The organism is Rhizobium sp. KNZ14-9A, assembly GCF_056755015.1.
Genome location: NZ_JBPGXB010000002.1, coordinates 157,064 through 174,607 on the forward strand (window position 1 = coordinate 157,064; position 17,544 = coordinate 174,607).

The following is a 17,544-nucleotide window of genomic DNA, read 5'->3' on the forward strand; positions in this document are numbered from 1 at the left end:
AGGCCGCCCGAAGGCGGCCTGTGAGGATTGTCTTACCACTGCGGGTTTAGAGCCGGCGGGTTGGCTTCGGCACCCCACCACTTCTTGTAATTGGCTTCATAGGCGCCCGACTGGATGTAGTCTGAGACGAACATATCGAGCCAGCGAACGAATTCCGGATCGCCCTTGGCAACAGCCATGCCGATCGGGTCGTTGGAATAGAGGCCGGCCAGGGTGACCAGCGTCGGGTTCTTGGTGGCGAGATAGTCGAGCAGCGAGGAGTCTTCGATTGCCGCATCGACACGCTTCTGCTGAAGCTGCAGGACGCCATCAGGGGCGAACTGGTCGACATAGACGAGCTGCGCATCCGGAACGGCGGACTTGAGGAAGGTTTCACCCGTGGTGCCACGGCCGACGACGACCTTCTTGCCAGCGAGATCCTTCAGCTCCTTGATGCCGGAGTCCTTCTGGACGATGACGCGCAGGCCGGCGCGGTTATAGGGGATCGAGAAATTGACGACCTTGGCGCGCTCGAGCGTAGCCGAGGTGTTGGCGATCGCGACGTCGATCTGGCCGGAGACCAGCATGGAGATGCGGGCGTCGCCCGAGACGTCGGTGAATTCGACCGGTACGCCGAGCTTTTCGGCCAGGCGAGTGGCAACGTCGACGTCATAACCGACCGGGTTGTTCTGCGCGTCGCGGAAGCCGATCGGCTCACCGCCAAGCGATACGCCGATGCGAACGATGCCGCGCGAGCGGATGTCGTCGATCATGCCGGCAAAGGATGGAAGCGCAGAGCCGGCAACGACGGCCAGCGCGGCAATGGCTGTGAGAATGCGTTTCATGGTTCCATTTCCCTCTTCTTGATTATGCCTGTTTCGCTGCCCGGAGTTCCGGTTCGGGCATCGAGTCCTCCCAGAGCCAGTAGCGGATTTCGCCCTCGCATCTGAAATTCACGACCTCATGGTTCCCCTTGGCATCGACGGCGTGGATGACCACGCCGGCCAGGAAACCAGAGGAAAGTTCGTTGAGCTCCTCGACGGCCAGCTTGACGGCGTCGGAAAGCGAATAGCCGAATTTGAGCGCAAGCACGACGGTGCGCGCAGTCGAGCAGCGCATTGTCATCTCGCCGGTATGGGTGCAGGCGGCCGCGCCATAGCGGCTGTCGGCATAGAAGCCGGCGCCGGGAATGGGACTGTCGCCGAGGCGGCCCGGATATTTCCAGGCCCAGCCCGACGTCGACGTCGCAGCATGGATGCCACGTGTGGGATCGGCGGACAGGAAGACGGTCGTGTCACGCACGCGCTCGGGATCGGTGATGGCGCGGCTCAGCGGCGCCAGCGGGATATTGGGGAATTTCGCCAATTCCTCCGGCGAGAGTTCCTTTTCGAGCCGTTCCCACCAGACGCGCTTGCTATCTTCAAAGAGCACATCGTCTTCGGAGAAACCGATTTCACTGGCAAAGCGGCGAGCTCCGTCGCCAGTCAGCATCACATGTGGCAGACGTTTCATCACCTCATGGGCGAGGCGGGCGACGGGCAATGTGTTCGGCACGGCGCCGACGGTGCCGACGTCACGCGTGTTGCCATCCATGACGGCGGCGTCGAGTTCCATGTTGCCGAGCATGTTCGGCCAGCCGCCGTAACCGACGCTGCGCACCTGGACTTCGCTTTCCACCTTGCTGATGCCGGCGACCATCGCGTCGAGGCTGATGGCACCTTCGCGCAGCATCTGCACTGTCGTCGGGAAACCGGGCCAGGCTTCTTTATTGGCCAAGAGCAGCATGAATACCTCTAATCTTTGCGCATTTTGGACAGGAACTGGGCGATACGGGAGTTGGCCATACCGCCCTCGGCGGCGAAGAAATCCGCCGTCGGCAGATCGACGAGCAGCTTGCCCTTGTCGAGGAAGACGATGCGGTTGGAAATCTGCCGCGCGAATTCGATTTCGTGGGTGACGAAGAGCATGGTCGTGCCCTCGGTCGCCAGCTTGGCGAGGATCGCAAGGACTTCCGATGTCATTTCCGGGTCGAGCGCGCTGGTGACTTCATCGAGCAGCAGATAGCGCGGCTGCATGGCAAGCGCCCGGCAGATGCCGACGCGCTGGCGCTGGCCGCCGGAGAGCTGGGCCGGATAGGCGTCGGCCCGATCGCCTAGGCCGACGGACTGCAGCAGGGCGCGGGCGGTGGCTTCTGCTTCTGCACGAGGCTTCTTCAGCACTTCGATCGGCGCCAGCGTAATGTTTCCGAGTACGGTCATATGCGGATAGAGGTTGAAGAGCTGGAAGACGGTGCCAGAGCGCTTGCGGGCCTCGGCCAATTCCTTCGGCTTGCTGACGTCGAAATCATCGACGGTGATGCTGCCGCCGTTCAATTTTTCCAGGCCGTTGATGCAGCGGATCAGCGTCGACTTGCCGGAGCCGGAAGAGCCGAGGATGGAGACGACCTCGCCGGGATTGATGGTGAGATTGACGCCATCGAGAACGGTTGTAGGACCGAAGGCCTTCTGGACATTTTCTACTTTGAGCATATCAGAGCCCTCTCCAGGCGGCATGCGCCCTGAGGCGGTTTTCGAAGCGGGCGCCGAGCCATGCGAGCAGCTTGGCGCAGACGTAATAGAGCAGGCCGACCACCGTCCAGACGATGAAGGGCTTCAGCGTGCGCAGGTTGAGGATGTTGCCGATCTTGGTGAGATCGACGACGCCGATGACCGAGATCAGCGAAGTGACCTGCAGCTGGTTGACGAGAAGCGCCGTCAGCGGGCCGATGGCAAAGGCCATGGCTTGCGGCGCAACGACATGGCGCAGCACCTGCCAGCGGGTGAGGCCGAAGACGCGGGCCGCCTCGATCTGGTCGCGACCGATGGATTCGATGGCCGAGACCGCGATGACATAGACGAAGGCAGCCGAATTGGCCGACAGCGTGATCATCGGATATGAAAGAGGCCGGGCAGGCCGAAGAAGACGAGGAAGAGCTGCACCAGAACAGGCGAGTTCTTCAGGAGTTCGGCAAAGAAGGTGATTACCGGCGTCAACACCGGCACGCGATAGAAGCGGCAGACGGCCCAGAGTGTGCCGATCAGCAGGCCCATCAGCGATGTCGAGAAGAACAGGCCGAGGCTGACGCCAAGGCCTTGCAGCAGCAGCCAGATATCGAATGGTGTGAAATCGGAAAAGCGCATCAGGCTACGGCCTCCATCATGTCGCGGTTCAGGCGGCGGTGGAGGAGGGCGATACCCAGCGAGACCAGATAGGTCAGAACGGCATAGACGACGAGAAGCACGATATAGACTTCGAAGGGCCGATAGGTCTGCGAGACGACGATCTGAGCCGAGCCGGTCAATTCGTTCAGCGTGATGGTCGAGAGGATCGAAGAGGTCAGGACCATGTTGATCAGCACGGAGCCCAGCGGCCGAACGGAGGTTCTGAGTGCGATCGGCAGCACGATCTTGGTGAAGACCACCCGGCGCGACAGGCCGCTCACTTCGGCGGCTTCGATGATGCCGGGATCGATCGCCAGGATGCCGGCGCGGATGACGTCAGAGGCATAGGCGCCGCCGGCAATCGAAAGTGCCACAACACCCGTCGTGAAGGCATCGATATAGATGCCGATCTCGGGCAGGCCGTAATAGAAGAAGAACAGCTGCACGATGAAGGGGACGTTGCGGAAGATATCGACGTAGACGAAGGAAATTCTGCGCAGAAGAACCGAGGAGGAGGTGCGCGCAATGGCAACGAAAGCGCCCATGATGACGCTGCCGACCAGCGCCAGGGCGCAGGCCTCCGCCGTCAGCAGCGCGCCTTGCGCGAGAAAGCCCAGATGGGGCAAGAGGATCGAAAGGTCGAACCGCACGATCACTCCCTTATGTACGATTGAAACCGGTTTCATCGTGTCGTTTGTGGGCACCAATGTCAAGAATGCCAGCTGTGAAATGCTGATATATCTGTGACGAAAAGTTCGTTTTTACCGGTAACGTTCGGCGGAATATTTTTCGTCAAAAGGCGGAAAAGCTGGATGAATATGGACTGCACAATATCTCGCCACCTCGTTAGCCTTTATCGCACAAAGAAAGAGCAATCCGCATGAGCCAGCTTCCCCATATCGATTACGACACCGCTTCCGAAGAGATTCGAGCAGCGCATGACGAGGAAGTGCGGGTTCGCGGCAACATGACCAACATGAAGCGGACGTTGCTGCATTCGCCGCAGGCACACCGCATCTATGCCGAATGGTTCACGCTCAGGGCCGAACTCAATCCTGCCATCAGCGACCGCGAGATATGGATCTTCTCGCATTCGATCTCCACGGCGCTGAAGTCCGACATTGCCATTACTTTCTTTCGCCGGGCGCTGATCAAGAACGGGTTCAATCCCGATGCCTTGGAGTTAAGCGATACGGAACGACTGCTTAAACGTTTTGGCGCGGCAATCGTCGCCGATTCCAATGCCATTCCTGCCGATATCTGGGCCGAGTTGAAGGCACGATACGAGACCAAGGTGCTAGTCGATCTCGTCGCCTTTGCCGGCATCATGATTGCCACTGCCGTCTACATCAATGTTGTCGAGGTCGATTTCGACCCCGAGCTTGAGGCTTTCGCCGAAGGCGCCACCTAACTTTTTCATCACCCGAGGGGAGTTTTCCATGTCCATCATTACCAGCCGCGCCAAGCTGCTCAGCACTGTCTTCAGCCTTGCCCTGGCATTCAGCGGGCCGGCCGTTCACGCCGAAACGCCTGCGAATGTGCTCGTCGTCGCCCAGTCGATCGACGATGCCGTCAGCTTCGACCCGGCCGAAGGCTTCGAGCTGACGACTGTCCAGTCCTTCAACAACATCTACCAGCGCCTCGTGCAGTCCAACCGCGATGATGGCACGAAGATCGAGGCTGCACTTGCCGCTACCTGGGAAGCCGGCAGCGATGGCAAGAGCCTGACCTTCGCGCTTGATGATGCCAAGTTTGCGTCTGGCAATCCGGTTCGCCCCGAAGACGTGATCTTCTCGCTGACGCGCGCCGTGAAGCTCAACAAGTCGCCGGCCTTCATCCTTAACGAACTCGGCTGGAAGGCCGACAATGTCGATGCCGCGATCACCAAGGTTGACGACAAGCATGTCAAGCTCACCTGGACGGCGGATGTCGGCTCCGGCTTCGCGCTGTCGATCCTCACGGCGCCGATAGCCTCCATCGTCGATGAGCAGACAGTTTCGCCGCAGGCCAAGGACAATGATTTTGGCAATGGCTGGCTGAAGACTAATTCGGCCGGCAGTGGCGCTTACACGATCGCCACCTACACGCCGCATGAGGCGCTGGTGCTGCAGGCCAATGCCAATTCGTCAGATAAGCCGACGCTCGAAAGCGTCATCATCCGCAACGTGCCTGATGTTGGCGCCCGCCGCCTGCTCGTCGAGCAGGGCGATGCCGATATCGCCCGCGGCCTGTCTGCCGACCAGATCGAAGCGCTGAAGGACAAGAGCGGCATCAAGGTGCTCTCCGTTCCCTCCGCCCGTCAGGACTATATCCTGCTGAACAGCAAGGCGAACCCGACGCTCGGCAACCCGGCTTTCTGGGAAGCGGCACGTTACCTCGTCGATTATGACGGCATCACCAAGAACCTGCTGCGCGGCCAGAGCAGCGTTCACCAGGCCTTCCTGCCGAACGGCTTCCCCGGCGCGCTCAGCGACACGCCTTTCAAGCTCGATGTCGAGAAGGCAAAGAAGATCCTTGCCGATGGCGGCATCAAGACGCCGTTCAAGATCGAATTCATCGTCTTCAACGACCAGCCGTTCCTGTCGATCGCCCAGTCGCTGCAGTCCACCTTCGCTCAGGCAGGCATCACGCTCGATATCCAGCCGGGTGTTGCGAGCGACATCTATGCCCGCGGCCGCGCCGGCAAGTTCGAGATGACGCTGCGTTACTGGATCCCGGATTATTTCGACGCGCACTCCAACGCCAGCGCCTTTGCGATCAACAAGGACAACTCGGCCAATACGGTTGCCAAGCAGGCCGGCTGGGTGATCCCGGAACTGACCGACGAGACGCTCGCCGCCGTAAAGGAACAGGACGCCGCCAAGCGCGCTGCGCTCTATCAGGATCTGCAGAAGAAGGTTCAGGCAAGCTCGCCCTTCGTTTTCATGCTTCAAGGCAATGACCAGGTCGTGCTAAGCGACAAGGTGAAGAACTATGCCCAGGGCCTGAACGCAGACCAGGTCTATTACGACAAGGTAGCAAAATAAGTGCCGCAAACGGCAACGACAGATAATGCCGACATGACCAACTCCCGCCAGCGCAACAGCTGGCGGGAGTTGTCGTTCGTCTGGTCGCTTTCGAAATGGCTGTGGTCCTTTGCGCTGACGCTCTTCGGGCTGGCACTGGTGACCTTCGCAATGACGCGGTTATCGCCGATCGATCCGGCGCTGCAACTCGTCGGCGACCATGCCAGCCAGTCTACCTATGAGCAGGCGCGGCTGGAGCTTGGGCTGGACCAGCCGCTGCCGGTGCAGTTTTCCCGCTATGTCGAGACGGCTTTGTCAGGCAATTTTGGCCAGTCGATCTCGACGGGCCAACCGGTCGCGAAGGACATTGCCCGGACGTTCCCGGCAACGATCGAGCTTGCGACAGCGGCGATCATCCTCGGCGCGGTTATCGGTCTTGCGCTCGGCATAACCGCCGCCATGCGGCAGGGGACATGGGTGGATGGGCTTGCCCGTTTCGTGTCTCTCTTCGGCTATTCCGTGCCGATCTTCTGGCTTGGCCTGTTGATGCTGCTGCTGTTGTATGCGCGGCTGCACTGGGCGCCGGGGCCGGGCAGGGCGGATGTTGTTTTTCAATACACGGTCAAATCGGTGACCGGTTTTGCGCTGATCGATGCATGGATATCGGGCAAGGCAGGGGCTTTTCGCGATGCGTTGGCGCATCTGGCGCTGCCGGCGATCGTGCTTGCCTTCCATGCGCTTGCTGCGATTTCACGATTGACCCGCGCTGCGATTCTCACCGAACTCGGGCAGGAATATGTGACGACGGCGCGTGCCAAGGGAGCGAGCCTTCGCCGTATCGTCTTCATCCATATCCTGCCGAATATTTCAGGAACTCTGCTCACGGTGATCGCCCTTTCCTACGCGAGCCTGTTGGAAGGCGCCGTGCTGACCGAGACGGTCTTTGCCTGGCCGGGTATCGGCCGCTATCTGACGACGGCCATGTTTGCCGGTGACATGCCGGCAATCCTTGGCGCGACGCTGGTCGTCGGTGCCTCCTTCGTGCTTCTCAACGCGCTGACCGATCTCGGCGTGGCGCGGCTGACTGCGGGGACGAAGCGATGAGCGCGATCGTCCAGGCGCCGCTCGGCGGCCCATCCTTCCTGCGTCGCGTACTGCGCTCGCCTTCGGCCACGGTGGGCGGTGCAGTCGTGCTTTTCATTCTGGCACTTGCGCTGCTGGCGCCGCTGATTGCGCCCTATGATCCGAACCTGCAGGAAACGGCCAATCGCCTGATGCCGCCTGACGCCGCGCACTGGTTCGGCACCGATGGTTTCGGCCGGGATATCCTGTCACGCATCGTCTATGGCGCGCGGCCGACGCTGCTGCTGGTGCTCGTCGTCGTGCTGTTGATGGCGCCGCTCGGCATTCTCGTCGGCATCCTCTCGGGTTTCTTCGGCGGCATCACCGAGCGCGTACTGATGCGGATCACCGATATCGTCATGTCCTTCCCGCGGCTCCTGCTCGCCTTCGCCTTCGTCGCCATCATGGGGCCGGGGCTCATCAATGGCGCGTTGGCACTGGCGCTGACGAGTTGGCCCGCCTATGCGCGCCAGGCCCGCGTCGAGACGGCGGCGTTACGGCGCAGCGATTATCTGGCGGCGGCCGAAATGGTTGGTATCAGAGGCGTGCGGCTGCTCTGGGGGCATATCCTCCCACTGGTGCTGCCTTCGGCGATCATCCGTCTGGCGCTCGATCTCTCGGGCATCATCCTTGCGGCTGCCGGTCTCGGTTTTCTCGGTCTCGGCGTGCGTCCGCCGACGGCGGAGTGGGGTTCGATGGTGTCGGAGGGAACACAGGTGATCTTCGATCAATGGTGGGTGGCGGCCGTACCGGGCTTTGCCATTCTGATCACCTCCTTCGCCTTCAACCTGCTGGCCGATGGCCTGCGCGATATCCTGGATCCGCGCCATGACTGAGCCGCTGCTTTCCATCGAGGATCTGTCGATCGCCTTTCCATCCGAGGCAGGGCCAGTGCGTGTCGTCGATGGCATTTCCTTCTCCGTCGGTCGCGAGGTCGTGGCGCTGGTCGGTGAATCCGGCTCCGGCAAGTCGATGACGGGCCGGGCGATCATGGGTCTATTGCCGCGTCGGGCCGAGGTGAGGGCAAAGCGTCTCGCCTTCGACAGGGAGGAGCTGACGACGCTGTCCGCGTCCGGCTGGAACAGGTTGCGCGGTAGTGGTCTCGGGCTGATTTTGCAGGATCCGAAATATTCGCTGAATCCGGCCCATAAGCTCGGCAGGCAGGTCGAAGAGGCGCTGCTTCTGCACACGAAACTATCGGCTGCCGAGCGGCGCGAGCGGGCGCTCGATATGCTGGACAAGGTCGGTCTTCCGGATCCGAAGCGGATCTATTCCAGCTATCCCGCTTCCCTCTCGGGCGGCATGGGGCAGCGGGTGATGATCGCGGCCATGCTGATCAACCGGCCGAAACTGCTGATTGCCGACGAGCCGACCTCGGCTCTGGATCGCGGTCTGCAGGACCAGATCCTGACGCTGCTGCGGTCGCTGACGGAGGAACTCGGCATGGGACTTCTGCTCATCAGCCATGATCTGCAGCAGGTCTCGCGTTATGCCGACCGCGTCATGGTCATGCGGCATGGCAAGATCGAGGAGCAGATGGCGTCCGCCGATCTTGCCAATGCGAAATCGGATTATACGCGGGCGCTCTGGGCGGCGCGGCCTTCGGCTGCGACTTACGGGACGCGGCTGCCGGTTTATGGAGACGAGGCATGAGCGCGCTCTCCGTTTCCGATCTTTTCGTGACCTTCCAGAGCAGCAGCAAGGGTTTTACCGCCGTGCGTGGTGTCAGCTTCGACGTTGCGCCGGGCGAGACGTTCGGGCTGATCGGTCCCTCCGGCTGCGGCAAAACGACGGCGCTGCGTGCTGTTGCCGGGCTGAACACCAATTGGCAGGGCTCCATCACTGTCTTCGATGAGGCGCTGCAGCCGGCGCATAAGATTACCGGCGCGTTGCGATCCAATATCCAGATGGTGTTTCAGGATCCTTATTCGTCGCTGCATCCGCGCCATCGCGTTTCCCGCATTCTCGGCGAGCCGCTAGTCTTGCGGGGCGTCCGCAATGTCGAGGATGAGGTTCGCATCGCGCTCGATCAGGTCGGCCTGCCGGCCGCCGCAGCTGGACGATATCCGCACCAGCTTTCCGGCGGACAGCGGCAGCGCGTGGCGATTGCGCGTGCGCTGCTCTTGAAGCCGAAGCTGCTGCTGCTCGACGAGCCGACCTCGGCGCTGGATGTCTCGGTCCAGGCCGAAATCCTCAACCTGCTGAACGACCTGAAGTCTTCGCATGGTATGACCTTCGTGCTCGTCAGCCACGATCCCGGTGTCGTTGCGCATATGTGCGACCGGGCCGTGCTGATGCAGTCCGGTCGCATCGAAAGCGAACTCGACCGCGCCGCGCTTTCGCAAGGCGGCTGGGTCGAACAGCTTGCCCTCCACTAGTCAGGCGATTGGCAGGATCAATACGTCGCGAGCCGGCACCTCTATGCGGCCAGCATCATAGGCATGGTTCACCGGCCAGGCGGGCTTGCTGCCCGACAGTTTTCCATCTGCGAGAGTGACTGTTGTCGTCTGTACCTTACGCGTCGGATTGACCAGCCAGAGGAAGCTTCCCTTCTCGCCCTTGTGGATTCGGGCGAAGACCGCATCATTGGAAAGCGTCGCATGACGCGCCCTGCCGCTCCATTTCACCAGTTCGGCGAAGAAGGTGGCGTTGGCCTTGCCATCGGTGCGATAGAAGGCGACCGACGGGTTGGTGCCGATCAGCAGGGTACGGCCCTCGCCAAAGCGGTTTTCGACGATGGCAAGACGTCCGCCGTCGAAGGTGCCGCGGCCGGTGCCGCCGGTCAGGCGGTAGGATTGCAGGAGACCGCCGCCATCGACGGCGGTTTCGTCGAACTTGAAGTGGATGCGGTTGCCGATATCAGGCATGAACTCCACTTCTTCTTCACGGGCGCCGAAGACTTCATCGAGGCCCATATTCGGCTGTACTTCACCGACATGGCCGCGGTCACCGAAATAGCCGGGGCAGGCTTCGGCAATCAGCGTGCCGCCCTTTTCCACCCAGGCCTTGAGGCGCGATGCCTGCTCGGCGGTGAACATGATCGGGTAGGGGAAATAGAGGAAGTCGTAGGCGTCGATATCATCGATATGCACCCAGTCCGGCTGCAAGCCATGACCGAGGAAGGCGCGATAGGCGCCCCACATGGCTTCCGGATAAGGCTTTTCCTTTCGGTCATAGTTCAGCAGGTAATCCCATTCCTGTGTTTCTGGGACCACGAGAATGCCGATCTCACCACGAACAGGCTTTGCGTCCCAGAGTGCCTTCTGCGCCGGATCATTCGCCCATTTCGCCATGGCGCTTTGCATATCGGAACGCGGCGTGCGGCTGCCGTCCATGCCATAAGCACCGAAGGCGCCAAAGAGTGGGCCATCGAGCAGCGGGCGCCAGCGCAGGTTCAGGACGCCGCGAGCGCCGCCGGCAAAGGAGGTCATGCTCCAGATGCGGATATCCTCGGGCTCAGCGACACGACCGTCTTCCTTGTCGCGGCCGATCACCTGCGGCTGCAGCCAGAGCGGGCCGCCCTGACGCTCGGCATGCCAGAAAGGCTTGCCGCGGGCAGCGGCGCGGTTGATATCGACGCCGTACCAGGTCTTCCACGGCTCCGTGCCCTTACGGGCCTGGATCCAGGTGAAGCCGTAGATTTCCACCTTGGCGGCGGCGAGCCAGTCGTCGCAGCCATTGGCAGCCATGTTTGGGATCGCGCCGGAAATGCCGTGCGCGGCAATGACGTTCTTCTGGTCGACGGCGCGGATCGTATCGATGCGCCACTGCATCTGGCCATAGAAGTTGTCGCGCTTGAACTGCAGCCAGTCGATGCATTCAGGGTAGGGCGCCATATGGACCGGCGGCTCGATATTGTCCCATTCGGCATAGCTATAGCGATGCCATGCCTTGGCGAGCACGTTCAGGCTGCCGTATTTCTTCTCCAGCCATTTGCGGAACGCGGCCTTGGCATAGCTGCTGTAATCGACATCGGCGGAATAGTTGACCTCGTTCCAGACGTCGTAACCGTAAATCGCTGGATGGTCCTTGTAGCGGGTGGCGAGTGCCGTCAGGAACTTGCCGGCGGCTTCCTTCACTTCCGGGCAATTTAACGTCAGCGCTCCGGCGCCGCCGCCATTGTTGGAAAAGCCGCCGGTCGCGGCCGAGACACCCATGTAGGAGCCGAGCTTGGTGCCGTCGGCATTGACCTGCAGCGCATCGGCATATTTTCGGACGGCCCAATCCGGCACGGCATGAATGAGTTCGGCGATGACGGTCTTGATGCCGTTCTTGGCGGCAAGATCGAGCTGGCGGTCATATTCTTCCCAGTCGTAGACGCCTGGGGCGACTTCAATTGCGCTCCACATGAACCAGTGGCGGAAGATGTTCAGGCCATCTTCGCCCGCCGTCGTGTAGTCGCGCTCCCAATCGTCGCGCGGTGGATTGGACTTGCGGAAATAGACGGCGCCGAAAGGGAATTGGATATCGTTTCTGAGCATTGTCCTGTCCTTTTCTATTGATGTCCGGACATGGCTTCGCCGTCCGGAGAAGCGGCTCCGGCAGGGGCAATCGAAGATGTCGTCCGGGTGTTCTAGGTGGTCCTGATCTAGCGCGGCCCTCCGGCGAGGAGCTCAAGCGTGCGGATAAGGGCGGAATGGTCGCGTTCACCATCGCCATTGGCGATCGCGGCATTCATGAGCTGCTGGGTGGCGGCCGTGTTCGGCAGCGAAAGGTCGAGCGCGCGAGCGGCATCGACGGCGAGCGTCATGTCCTTGCGGTGCAGGCGGATGCGGAAGCCCGGTTCGAAAGTCTCCTTGACCATACGTTCGCCGTGTACTTCGAGAATGCGCGAGGCGGCAAAGCCACCCATTAGGGCCGCGCGCACCTTGGCCGGATCGGCGCCGGCGCGTTTGACAAAAAGCAGCGCTTCGGAGACGGCCTCGATGGTGAGGCCTACGATGATCTGGTTGGCGACCTTGGCCGTCTGGCCGTCACCGACGCCGCCGACCAGCGTGATGTTCTTCCCCATCTTTTCAAACAGCGGCCTGGCGCGCTCAAAGGCTGCTTCCTTGCCGCCGATCATGATCGTCAGCGAGGCGGCTTTGGCGCCGACTTCACCGCCGGAAACGGGAGCGTCGACATAATCGCAGTCGAGCGCTTCGACGCGCCTCGCGAACTCCTTGGTGGCGACGGGCGAGATCGAGCTCATATCGATGACCAGCTTGCCGGCCGAAAGGCCCGCGGCCACCCCGTTCTCGCCGAAGAGGACCGCTTCGACATCAGGCGTATCCGGCAACATCAGGATGATGATGTCGGAGGCTTCCGCGACGGCCTTGGCGCTGGCAGTTGCCTTGCCGCCCTTGGTGACGAGATGCTGCGAGGCTTCCTTCACGCGGCTCAGATGCAGCGTATGGCCGGCATCGATCAGGTGTTCCGCCATCGGGCGGCCCATGACGCCCAGTCCGATAAAACCGATATTCATGTCACGCTCACTTCCGATAGGGTTTCATCCAGGTCAGGCCCTCGCTGGTGCCGGCCCTCGGCTTGTATTCGCAGCCGACCCAGCCGTCGTAGCCGAGGCGGTCGAGTTCGGAGAGGATGAAGCCGTAGTTGATCTCGCCCGTGCCGGGTTCGTTGCGGCCGGGATTGTCGGCGATCTGCACATGGGCAATCCTGTCCTTCAGTCTTGTGAAGGTCGGGATGAGATCGCCCTGCATGATCTGCATGTGGTAGAAATCGTACTGGATGTAGAGATTGTCGGAGCCGACCTTGTCGAGGATGCGCTCGGCATGATCGGTCGTCGACAGGAAGAAGCCGGGAATATCGCGTAGGTTGATCGGCTCGATCAACAGCTTCACACCCACATCGGCCGTGCGCCGCGCTGCATATTTCAGGTTCTCCACCAGCACTTTTTCCAGCGTTTCGAGATCGGCCCCCTTTGGCACGAGGCCGGAGATGACGTTGACCTGCGGGCATTCGAGCGCCTTGGCGTAGTCGAGGGCGAGTGAGATGCCGCTGCGGAATTCCTCGACACGATCCGGCAGGCAGGCAGTGCCGCGTTCGCCGCCAGCCCAGTCACCCGACGGAACGTTGAAGAGGGCCTGCTTCAGGCCGTTTGCCTTGAGCGCATCGGCGACCTTTTCCTTCGGTTCGGCATAGGGGCCGAGATATTCGAGCGCGCCGAAACCATCCTTTGCGGCGGCGGCGAAACGATCCAGAAAGGCAAGATCCTGATAGAGGAAGGAAAGATTGGCGGAAAATTTCGGCACTGGAACATCCTCAGGCATTGGCGGGAGCGACGAACCGATGCCGGTGCAGCATGCGCTTGTCGCGTGGGTCGGGATTGGGAACGGCTGAAATGAGGCTCTTCGTATAGGCTTCCTGCGGCGCGGTGCAGATCTGCTCGGCCTCGCCGAGTTCGACGATCTTGCCGCGATGCATGACGGCCACGCGGTCGCAGAAATAGCGTACCACGGAAATATCGTGCGAAATGAAGATGAAGCTGAGGTTCAGCCGCTGGCGGATATCGAGCAGCAGGTCGAGGATCTGGCTGCGGATGGAAACGTCGAGTGCCGAGGTCGCTTCATCGGCGATGATGATGCGAGGATCGAGCGCTAGCGCCCGGGCAATGCCGATGCGCTGGCGCTGGCCGCCCGAAAAGGCGTGGGGATAACGCTCCATGCCCATCGGATCGAGGCCGACGAGGCGCATCAGTTCGGCGACGCGGTCCTCCAGCGCTTTGCCCTTGGCGAGGCCGTTGACGATGAGTGGATCGGCGATGACTTCCTTGACGGTCATGCGCGGATTGAGCGAGGCGAAAGGATCCTGGAAGACGAGGCGGACTTCGCGATGGAAGTTGCGCAGGTCCTTCTTGCCGAGCTTGGTCACGTCGGTCTCACCGCCATCCTTGCCGCGGAATAGGACGGTGCCGGTCGTCGGCTCGACGGTGCGCAGGATCAGGCGGCCGAGTGTCGTCTTGCCGGAACCGCTTTCGCCGACGATGCCGAGGTTTTCGCCGGGATAGAGATCGAAATTGGCGTCATCGACGGCACGCAGCGTATTGGCATTGCCATGCCAGCCGAAGATCTTGCCGAGATTGCGCACCGACAGGATGGGCTGCGGCGCTTCCGCTGAGAGGGCGATGGCCGGCAATCGACCTTCGACGTGATGCGTCAGCTTCACCGTCGAGGCCAGCAGTTGGCGCGTATAGGGATGGGTAGCGGCGTGATAGATGGCGTCGACCGGGCCGCGCTCGACAATATGGCCGAAGCGCATGACGGCGACTTCATCCGCCACTTCGGCCACAATGCCCATATCGTGGGTGATGAGCAGCATCGCCATGCCGCGATCGACCTGTAGGCGCTTGATCAGGTCGAGGATTTCGGCCTGTGTCGTCACGTCGAGAGCGGTGGTCGGCTCGTCGGCGATCAGGATATCGGGATTGCCGGCAAGCGCCATGGCGATCATGGCGCGCTGGCGCATGCCGCCTGAGAATTCGAACGTATAGCGGTCGGCCATCTTGTCGGGATTGGGGATTTCCACCTGCCGCAACAGCTCGACCATGCGCGCACGCGCCGCCTTCTTGTCGAGATTGCTATGCAGGCGGATCGCCTCGATGATCTGCGAGCCGATCGTGTGGACCGGTGAGAGCGAACTCATCGGCTCCTGGAAGATGAGGCCGATGCGTCGGCCACGGATCTCCCGCATGGCGCGGCTGCCAGGGGCAAGGGTGACGATGTCGGTGATCTCGCTGCCGTTGCGCAGCAGAATGCGGCCGCCGACGATGGTGCCGGGTTTATCGACGATCTGCAGCAACGAGCGGGCCGTTACGCTCTTGCCAGAGCCGCTTTCGCCGACCAGGCATAGCGTCTGGCCGCGCTTGAGCTGGAAGCTGACATCTTCGACAGCATGCAGGATATGCGTGCGCAGGCGGAAATCGATCGAGAGATTTTCAACCGAGAGGACGACATCTTCTGGAAGATCGGTCATGGCTTCCTCCTCAATTGTCATAGGGATCGGCCGCATCGCGCAGGCCGTCGCCGAAGAAGTTGAAGGAAAGGACGGCAATGACGACCGCGAGAGACGGCCAGATCAGCAGCCAGGGCGCGGTTGCGACCGTGCGAATGTTCTGGGCATCCTGCAGCAGCACCCCCCAGCTGACGACCGGTGGCTTGAGACCGATGCCGAGGAAGGAAAGCGAGGTCTCGGCAACGATCATCGTAGGCACGGCAAGCGTGACGACGGCGAGGATGTGGCTTGTCAGCGAGGGCAGGATATGGCGGAAGATCAACCGCGCCTCGCTCGAACCGTCGAGCTTTGCGGCCGTGACGAAATCTTCGCTGCGCAGCGCCAGGAAGCGCCCCCGCACTTCGCGGGCAAGGCTCGTCCAGCCGAGCAGCGAGACGATGATGGTGATGACGAAATAGACGTTAACCGGTGACCATGTCAGCGGGATTGCCGCCGCAAGGCCGAGCCAGAGCGGAATGGTGGGCATTGCACTGACGACTTCGATGACACGCTGGATCAGCGTATCGACCCAACCGCCGTAGAAGCCAGAGATGGAGCCGAGCACCACGCCTAGTACCAACGACATGGCAACGCCAACGAGGCCGATCGACATGGAAATGCGCGTGCCGTAGATCAGCCGGGTGAGAACGTCGCGGCCGAGGCGGTCGGCGCCGAGCAGATACATGGGATCATTTGCATTGATCGGGCCGATGAAATGCGTGGTCATAGGGATCAGGCCCCAGAGCTTGTAGGCTGCGCCTTTGACGAAGAAACCGATCGGCACGACTTTGCTGTCGTCGACGACGAAGGTACGTCTCAACGCCACCTTGTCGATCTCCACCTTGTAACCCTTCACATGGAAATTGAATTCCGAACTGCCATCTGGCTTCTCCACGAAGAAGCTGAAGCCCTGTGGTGGAGCGTAGGTATATTGCGGCTTTGATGTCGCGGGGAGCGACGGTGCCAGGAATTCGGCAAAGAGTCCGACGAGATAAAGGAATAGAATGATCGCGCCGGCGACCATCGCCACCTTCTGGCGGATCAACTTGCCGGCAATCAGCCGCCAAGGACCGACGGCAGCGGTCGATACGGTCTTGCCCTCTTTCAGCGGGCTGATCGAGGGGCCGTCGGCGACGACGTTGACGTTCAGGGGGCCGGTATGGGTTGCAAATGTTTCGTGTGTCATCGGCGCCTCCTCAATTGAACCGGATGCGCGGATCGAGCAGCGCAAGCAGCAGGTCCGACAGGAGCATGCCGACGAGGGTCAGCGCTGACAGCAGCAGGATGAAGCTGCCGGCGAGATACATGTCCTGCGAGACCAGCGCGCGGAAGAGCAGCGGACCTGCGGTCGGCAAGTTCAGGACGATCGCGGTGATCGTCACGCCGGAGACGAGATGTGGCAATACCCAGCCGATCGCCGACACGAAGGGGTTGAGCGCGATACGGACCGGATATTTGAGAATGACCTTGTATTCCGGCAGGCCCTTGGCGCGGGCGGTGATGACATAGGGCTTGTGCAGCTCGTCCGTCAGGTTGGCGCGCAGGACGCGGATGAGGGCGGCTGTGCCCGAGGCGCCGATGATGATGATCGGTATCCAGAGATGGGCGAGGAAATCGCCGACCTTGGCGAGGCTCCAGGGCGCTTCGGCAAATTCGGGCGAATTGAGACCGCCGACGCTCTGGCCGAGATAGCGATAGGCGACATACATCAGCGTCAGCGCCAGGATGAAGTTCGGCACTGCCAGTCCGATGAAGCCGAAGAAGGTGAAGACGTGGTCGCTGATCGAATGGCGGCGTACGGCTGAATAGATGCCGATCGGCAGGGCGACGATCCAGACAAAGAGGAGGCTCAGCAGCGAGATGACCAGCGTCGAGCCCATTCGCGCCCAGATGAGACCGGAAACGGGCTGGTTCCATTCGAAGGACCAGCCGAAATCGCCGCGACTGACGATGCCCCATATCCACTTCAAATACTGGATATAGAAAGGATCGTCGAAGCCGTAGATCTCTTTCAGCCGCTCGATCTGCGCGGGGTCGACGGCCTGCCCGCTGTCGCTCATCGTCGCGATCATCGAGTTTAGGTAGTCACCCGGCGGCAGCTGGATGATCAGGAACGAGATCAGCGACATGCCGAACAGGGTCGGTATCATGTAGAGCACGCGCTTGAAAATGTAGCCAAGCATCGGAATGTTTCTCCTCCCGTTGAGAGCGCCCGGTCAGGTGCTTCCTTCGGATCTCCATCCGCTTTC

18 protein-coding genes are annotated in these 17,544 nt (G+C 61.3%); 6 read left to right on the forward strand and 12 right to left on the reverse strand.

Annotated elements, in window-relative coordinates; genetic code table 11:
- Positions 1-32: 32 nt before the first annotated feature.
- The 6 genes from ACR9ZQ_RS06835 to ACR9ZQ_RS06860 are packed head-to-tail and all read right to left on the reverse strand — an operon-like array spanning position 33 to position 3,829.
- The gene (locus ACR9ZQ_RS06835) at positions 33-824 is read right to left on the reverse strand and encodes a transporter substrate-binding domain-containing protein (RefSeq protein ID WP_310385959.1); all 792 of its coding nucleotides are present in this window, start codon (positions 822-824) and stop codon (positions 33-35) included.
- 22 nt (positions 825-846) lie between these two features.
- Positions 847-1,764 carry an isoaspartyl peptidase/L-asparaginase gene (locus ACR9ZQ_RS06840; protein ID WP_310385957.1) on the reverse strand — a complete coding sequence of 306 codons (918 nt, stop codon included), beginning with the start codon at positions 1,762-1,764 and terminating at the stop codon, positions 847-849.
- Positions 1,765-1,772: 8 nt separating this feature from the next.
- The gene (locus ACR9ZQ_RS06845) at positions 1,773-2,507 is read right to left on the reverse strand and encodes an amino acid ABC transporter ATP-binding protein (protein ID WP_310385955.1); all 735 of its coding nucleotides are present in this window, start codon (positions 2,505-2,507) and stop codon (positions 1,773-1,775) included.
- A 1-nt stretch (position 2,508) separates the two neighbouring features.
- A complete protein-coding gene (locus ACR9ZQ_RS06850; protein ID WP_481427379.1) occupies positions 2,509-2,907 on the reverse strand; it encodes an ABC transporter permease subunit in 399 nt (132 codons plus the stop codon).
- The gene (locus ACR9ZQ_RS06855) at positions 2,904-3,158 is read right to left on the reverse strand and encodes an ABC transporter permease subunit (protein WP_481427380.1); all 255 of its coding nucleotides are present in this window, start codon (positions 3,156-3,158) and stop codon (positions 2,904-2,906) included. The genes ACR9ZQ_RS06850 and ACR9ZQ_RS06855 overlap by 4 nt, the downstream gene beginning before the upstream one ends.
- Positions 3,158-3,829 (reverse strand): amino acid ABC transporter permease, encoded by a 672-nt coding sequence (locus ACR9ZQ_RS06860; protein WP_481427381.1) that lies wholly within the window; start codon positions 3,827-3,829, stop codon positions 3,158-3,160. Before ACR9ZQ_RS06860 ends, ACR9ZQ_RS06855 begins: the two co-directional genes overlap by 1 nt.
- A gap of 230 nt (positions 3,830-4,059) precedes the next feature.
- Here ACR9ZQ_RS06860 and ACR9ZQ_RS06865 point away from each other — a divergent pair, with 230 nt between their 5' ends.
- The 6 genes from ACR9ZQ_RS06865 to ACR9ZQ_RS06890 are packed head-to-tail and all read left to right on the forward strand — an operon-like array spanning position 4,060 to position 9,684.
- Positions 4,060-4,590 (forward strand): carboxymuconolactone decarboxylase family protein, encoded by a 531-nt coding sequence (locus ACR9ZQ_RS06865; protein ID WP_310385949.1) that lies wholly within the window; start codon positions 4,060-4,062, stop codon positions 4,588-4,590.
- A gap of 28 nt (positions 4,591-4,618) precedes the next feature.
- Complete coding sequence (locus tag ACR9ZQ_RS06870; RefSeq protein ID WP_481427382.1) at positions 4,619-6,205, forward strand: ABC transporter substrate-binding protein; 1,587 nt, start codon at positions 4,619-4,621, stop codon at positions 6,203-6,205.
- On the forward strand, positions 6,206-7,288 hold the full coding sequence (locus tag ACR9ZQ_RS06875) for an ABC transporter permease (RefSeq protein WP_481427383.1): 1,083 nt from the start codon (positions 6,206-6,208) through the stop codon (positions 7,286-7,288). It begins immediately after the preceding gene.
- The gene (locus ACR9ZQ_RS06880; protein WP_310385943.1) at positions 7,285-8,142 is read left to right on the forward strand and encodes an ABC transporter permease; all 858 of its coding nucleotides are present in this window, start codon (positions 7,285-7,287) and stop codon (positions 8,140-8,142) included. The genes ACR9ZQ_RS06875 and ACR9ZQ_RS06880 overlap by 4 nt, the downstream gene beginning before the upstream one ends.
- Complete coding sequence (locus ACR9ZQ_RS06885; RefSeq protein WP_481427384.1) at positions 8,135-8,959, forward strand: ATP-binding cassette domain-containing protein; 825 nt, start codon at positions 8,135-8,137, stop codon at positions 8,957-8,959. Before ACR9ZQ_RS06880 ends, ACR9ZQ_RS06885 begins: the two co-directional genes overlap by 8 nt.
- Positions 8,956-9,684 (forward strand): ABC transporter ATP-binding protein, encoded by a 729-nt coding sequence (locus ACR9ZQ_RS06890; RefSeq protein WP_481427385.1) that lies wholly within the window; start codon positions 8,956-8,958, stop codon positions 9,682-9,684. The genes ACR9ZQ_RS06885 and ACR9ZQ_RS06890 overlap by 4 nt, the downstream gene beginning before the upstream one ends.
- On the opposite strand, the gene ACR9ZQ_RS06895 is transcribed toward ACR9ZQ_RS06890, so the two are convergent.
- From ACR9ZQ_RS06895 to ACR9ZQ_RS06920, 6 genes are all read right to left on the reverse strand, one after another.
- Complete coding sequence (locus tag ACR9ZQ_RS06895) at positions 9,685-11,787, reverse strand: beta-galactosidase (protein WP_310385938.1); 2,103 nt, start codon at positions 11,785-11,787, stop codon at positions 9,685-9,687.
- Positions 11,788-11,894: 107 nt separating this feature from the next.
- Positions 11,895-12,770: a 2-hydroxy-3-oxopropionate reductase gene (locus tag ACR9ZQ_RS06900; protein ID WP_481427386.1), complete on the reverse strand. Its 876-nt coding sequence runs from the start codon at positions 12,768-12,770 to the stop codon at positions 11,895-11,897.
- Between the two features lie 7 nt (positions 12,771-12,777).
- Positions 12,778-13,557, reverse strand: a complete 780-nt coding sequence (otnI, locus tag ACR9ZQ_RS06905; protein WP_481427387.1) for a 2-oxo-tetronate isomerase — start codon at positions 13,555-13,557, stop codon at positions 12,778-12,780.
- 10 nt (positions 13,558-13,567) lie between these two features.
- Positions 13,568-15,277, reverse strand: coding sequence for an ABC transporter ATP-binding protein (locus ACR9ZQ_RS06910; RefSeq protein ID WP_481427388.1), 1,710 nt, complete (start codon positions 15,275-15,277; stop codon positions 13,568-13,570).
- A gap of 10 nt (positions 15,278-15,287) precedes the next feature.
- A complete protein-coding gene (locus tag ACR9ZQ_RS06915; RefSeq protein WP_481427389.1) occupies positions 15,288-16,481 on the reverse strand; it encodes an ABC transporter permease in 1,194 nt (397 codons plus the stop codon).
- A gap of 10 nt (positions 16,482-16,491) precedes the next feature.
- Positions 16,492-17,478 carry an ABC transporter permease gene (locus ACR9ZQ_RS06920; RefSeq protein WP_481427390.1) on the reverse strand — a complete coding sequence of 329 codons (987 nt, stop codon included), beginning with the start codon at positions 17,476-17,478 and terminating at the stop codon, positions 16,492-16,494.
- Positions 17,479-17,544: the final 66 nt, after the last annotated feature.